The organism is Ruthenibacterium lactatiformans (assembly GCF_000949455.1).
In the GTDB taxonomy this organism is placed as follows: Bacteria; Bacillota; Clostridia; order Oscillospirales; family Ruminococcaceae; genus Ruthenibacterium; species Ruthenibacterium lactatiformans.
Genome location: NZ_JXXK01000074.1, coordinates 1 through 3,831, shown reverse-complemented (window position 1 = coordinate 3,831; position 3,831 = coordinate 1). Strand labels below are relative to the sequence as shown.

At 49.8% G+C, this 3,831-nt stretch carries 3 protein-coding genes; all 3 read right to left on the bottom strand.

Annotated elements, in window-relative coordinates:
- On the bottom strand, window positions 1-1,464 hold a 1,464-nt coding region (locus tag TQ39_RS21140), incomplete at its 3' end, for an antirestriction protein ArdA (RefSeq protein WP_069955788.1).
- A 13-nt stretch (window positions 1,465-1,477) separates the two neighbouring features.
- The gene (locus TQ39_RS19615; protein ID WP_050006781.1) at window positions 1,478-1,705 is read right to left on the bottom strand and encodes a transposon-transfer assisting family protein; all 228 of its coding nucleotides are present in this window, start codon (window positions 1,703-1,705) and stop codon (window positions 1,478-1,480) included.
- Window positions 1,706-1,709: 4 nt separating this feature from the next.
- A partial coding sequence (locus TQ39_RS21365) for a defense against restriction DarA-related protein (protein ID WP_167541561.1) occupies window positions 1,710-3,831 on the bottom strand: 2,122 nt, incomplete at its 5' end.

Below are 3,831 nucleotides of genomic sequence, written 5' to 3'. Positions count from 1 at the left end.
AAGATTAAAGCGCTCATAGATACTGTCCAGCGTATCCGTGCTGCTCAGTTTGCCAGAATAGACTTGATCGTAATTTTCAGGCTTGACCTCCAGATCTTGACGTTTCAGTTGCTTCATGCTCACAAACCGATAATCTCTGGTCTCTGGGGAGTCTTTCAGCTGATAGATGGTGAAGGTGTTTTCCTGCACCGGCTCTTTCTCAGGGGATACCGGAATTGCGACAATCTCTCCGCCAATCTGGGCAAAAATCTCAGGCTTCTGATACAGCTTGGAATAGGTCTCCAGCTGCTCAGGCGTAAGGGATCCAAAGTTATCTTCGGTAAGTCCTGCCACCAAGAAAGTACCCGCCACAATGTCGTAAATCTCGCCTTCCTCTGTACGTAAAGCCCGGTTCAGCTCCATCCCATTGATCTTTCCCTCATCATTGCAAATCAGACCAACCGGATCCTCAAAAGGATAGACCACCTGAATCATTCCGCCCACTTCATTTTGCAGAGAGCTTAACCCAGAAGGAATTGTCTTCTCATAAGGCTCCTTCATCGGTTCCACTACCAAGACTGTAATCTCTGAATCCTTCTCCGGCACAGGTGCAGCGTTCATCTGCTCTTCCGGCATACGCTCCGGATGGAGAATGCCTTCCACACGATCAGAGACAGCGGGATCATCAAAGACCATACCTTCCAACCAGTCCTCAGCTTCTCTCCAGCTTTCCATTTCCATGATCGTGCCGCCTTCTCCCATAAATCGGAGCTGGTCTTCGGAGCTTTCCAGTTCGTCATAATGATACCCGGCAGCCTCCATTGCTTCTATAACCTGTTCCTTAGAGGCCGACCGTGCTTCCTCCAGCGCTGAACCAAGCCGGTACTCGTCAGGGATGTCATCCAGCTCTCCATTGAAGTATTCGTCCCAAGAGCTTTCATTGTCACGAACATAACCGGCATCTGTAAACATGCCGTTTTCATTCATCTGAATGTCCCGGCCAAAGGCTTCATAGTCAATATAATCAGCCAGAACCCCCATTGCCTTGGTATCATAACCGCCTTCCTCAACCCAATACCTGCCCAGATCAGCTTCGTCCATAATACCGGAGTAGATCTCGTACTTGTCCAGATTGTAGGTCAGATTGATATAGGCAACCAGTCCATCACCGGGAATATCCAGCCCGGACTCCAGAATAGCATCAAAGCACTTACGCTCATACAAGCTCATTTCGTCAAGGCGGCCTGCCAGATAGTTGAGCTTATCAAGGCTCTCATACTCGCCCAGCTGGTCATAAAGACCATGAATATCCATATCATAGTCAGTGATAAAGTATTCCTCATACTGTGCGTTGATCCCGATTCGCTTGAATACCTCCTGCATCTCTTCTGGTGTGGTGGGGAATTTCACCCATTCCCCAACCAAAGCGCCCTCATTGTACTTTCCAAGATTCGTGACATACGCCTCAAATACACAGTCATCCATGTAGCGTTCCTCCTTATTCATCATCTTTTTCATAGTCAGCAGGGAAGAATTCCAGCGAAGCAAACTCTTCCTCCGTCACCTGCTCCAGCTTGGAAATGGCGCTCTTCATGATTTCCTTCATCTCAGGATCCTTAATCTCAGCTTCCATTTCCCGCAGTTCCCGAACCATCGAGGCCTTGCTGGTTTTCTGAAAGATTGCCAGCAGATTGACCTCTTCCACAGTAAAACTCACTTTGCTCATAGGTTTATCTCTCCTTTGTCATCTTTTTTGCGGTATCCTGCTTGGCTGCATCAGCCAATAAAGCCTGCTTAGAGCGCAGGTTGGCGAGAACCGATGGTTTCTTCCCGGCTTCCTTTCTTCCGACTGCCGGTTCCGCTTTCACGGGAACAGCCGTCTGCTTTTGTACAGACGGCTGCTTCGGTTCCATTTTCAGTTCATAGCTTTTCATCTGCTGTTCGGTCAGAGGTTTGGCGTACTCCACATAGCCCCATGCCTGCATAGTCCCACCACAAACCGGCTCTCGTTTATCGTAATTCATCACATTGATGGGGCGGTTTTCTCCAGATGGAATAGAACCGGGCATCACAGGCAGCTGTGTTGCGTAGTACCGATAGAGCTTGTGTTCCGCATCTGCGGGGGAACTCACCTCTTGCGAACCCTTTCTTGTCTGCACATTCTGAGCTTGTGATTCCGGAGCTTTTGTTCCGTCTCTCAGCGCAAAATAGGCCTCTTTCATCTCACTTGCCGGGACTTCCGGCTTAGCAAAAGAAGACACGTCAAATCCGCTCTCCAGACTGCGCCGGATAAAACGCATCTGTTGACTGGAAAAGGCCGGATCTGCATAAGCACTCACATCAATGCCTTTGGACAGCCCACGCCGCAGCTCCATCATCTGTGCCGGTTCATACTCTTTCTTCGCATAGACCATCACATCCAGCTTCTGCCGCATTCCATCCTGAATTTCTTTCCACTGCTCATTGGAATAGAGCATTTTGGGAATAGAATCGTATTCCATCTGGCACTTGATGTCAGCTATGGCCTCTGCGTCCAGCGGTTTATCGACCAGTGATATTTGTGTTCCCTTAACATAGACCGCCGTCACATCATAGCCCTGTTCCATCATTTCCGATGCAAATTGCATCTGCTCAACGGTAAGATCAGGCTTTAGCAGGTCATCGTAGGGGAGACCTTTTTCAGCGGCAGCTGTAATCACAGCCATCTGTTCCTCTGTAAAATCAGAGCGATCCAGAAGCCTGCCTTCCATTGCTTCGTCCATCTCCACGCCAAGCTCGCTGCGCAGAACGTAATCCTGATAGACCAGCCCATGCTCATGAAGATCCTTTGCCTCAGCAAATCTGGTTTGACTCTCCAGCTCTTCCGTTGCCATCGGTTCCAGTATCTTGTCCTTCAAGTCATGGGCAGCCAGGATCTCTTCTTTGGCAGTATCAAAGGACATGTCAGCGTCTCCGATCTGACCGCCGTCCACTTCCAGATAATCGTTGCCATACAAGGTGTAATCCCAGCTGCCATCCGAGGCAACCTGCATAGAAAGATAATGTTCTGCCCCAACTTTGAAAGCGGCTTCCTCAACCGGCTCCCCGAAGTACGGCTCCCGCACTTCCTGAAATTGAGACAACACACCGGCTCGAAGCTGATCATAGGCAGCAAGGCTTTCCGCAGAGTAGATTCCACCGGCAATGCACTCCGATCTCGTTTTGACGCAGCCTTCGGAACCAAGCAGTGAAAATAGTGACTTATCATCTGTCAGATAAGTCAGGGAGCGATCCTCATTGTCATAGTTGCCGTGGTTATCATAGTTGGCCGTTTTTCCCAGATACACATTCCCGTCATCGGTCATGAGAACCGTCATGCCTTCATAGTTACTTCTGGCCGCAGCTGAAAATTTTGCCTGATCGCAGTCCAGCGGGGAGGGATCCGGCATCATGGCGGCGGCCTGCGCCAGCTCTTTCATCTCTGAAAAGTCACTGGTAATCAGCAGGTTTTGCTTCAATCCTGCCCAGCCCTGATCCTCAACGACTATATCCTTGGCATCTGTGAGCGTGTCTGCCTCAATCCTCCCGATCTTCTCCAGCTGCAATGCTCCATCATAAATCTGAAACGAATAAATGCCTGCCTCTGTGCGGTGAAGTTCCAGATAATGTTCTTCCTCCGGGAGAGAACCAATGCGCAGCGCCGCTTCATCTGCTTCCACAAGTCCAAGATCCAGTGTCTGTTGTTCCAGCTCCGCTTCCGTGCCTTCCGGGTAAAAATCCATCAGCCGCAAGCTTAACTCTTCGGCCTGATAAGCCAATGCGCTATCCTCTCCGGCCATTTCCAGCAATTCTTTGGTAATGTCCTTGATGGCT

Bases quoted from the DNA above. Each gene is read 5' to 3' on its own strand.
- TQ39_RS19615 (WP_050006781.1), bottom strand. From the start codon at position 1,705: ATGAGCAAAGTGAGTTTTACTGTGGAAGAGGTCAATCTGCTGGCAATC.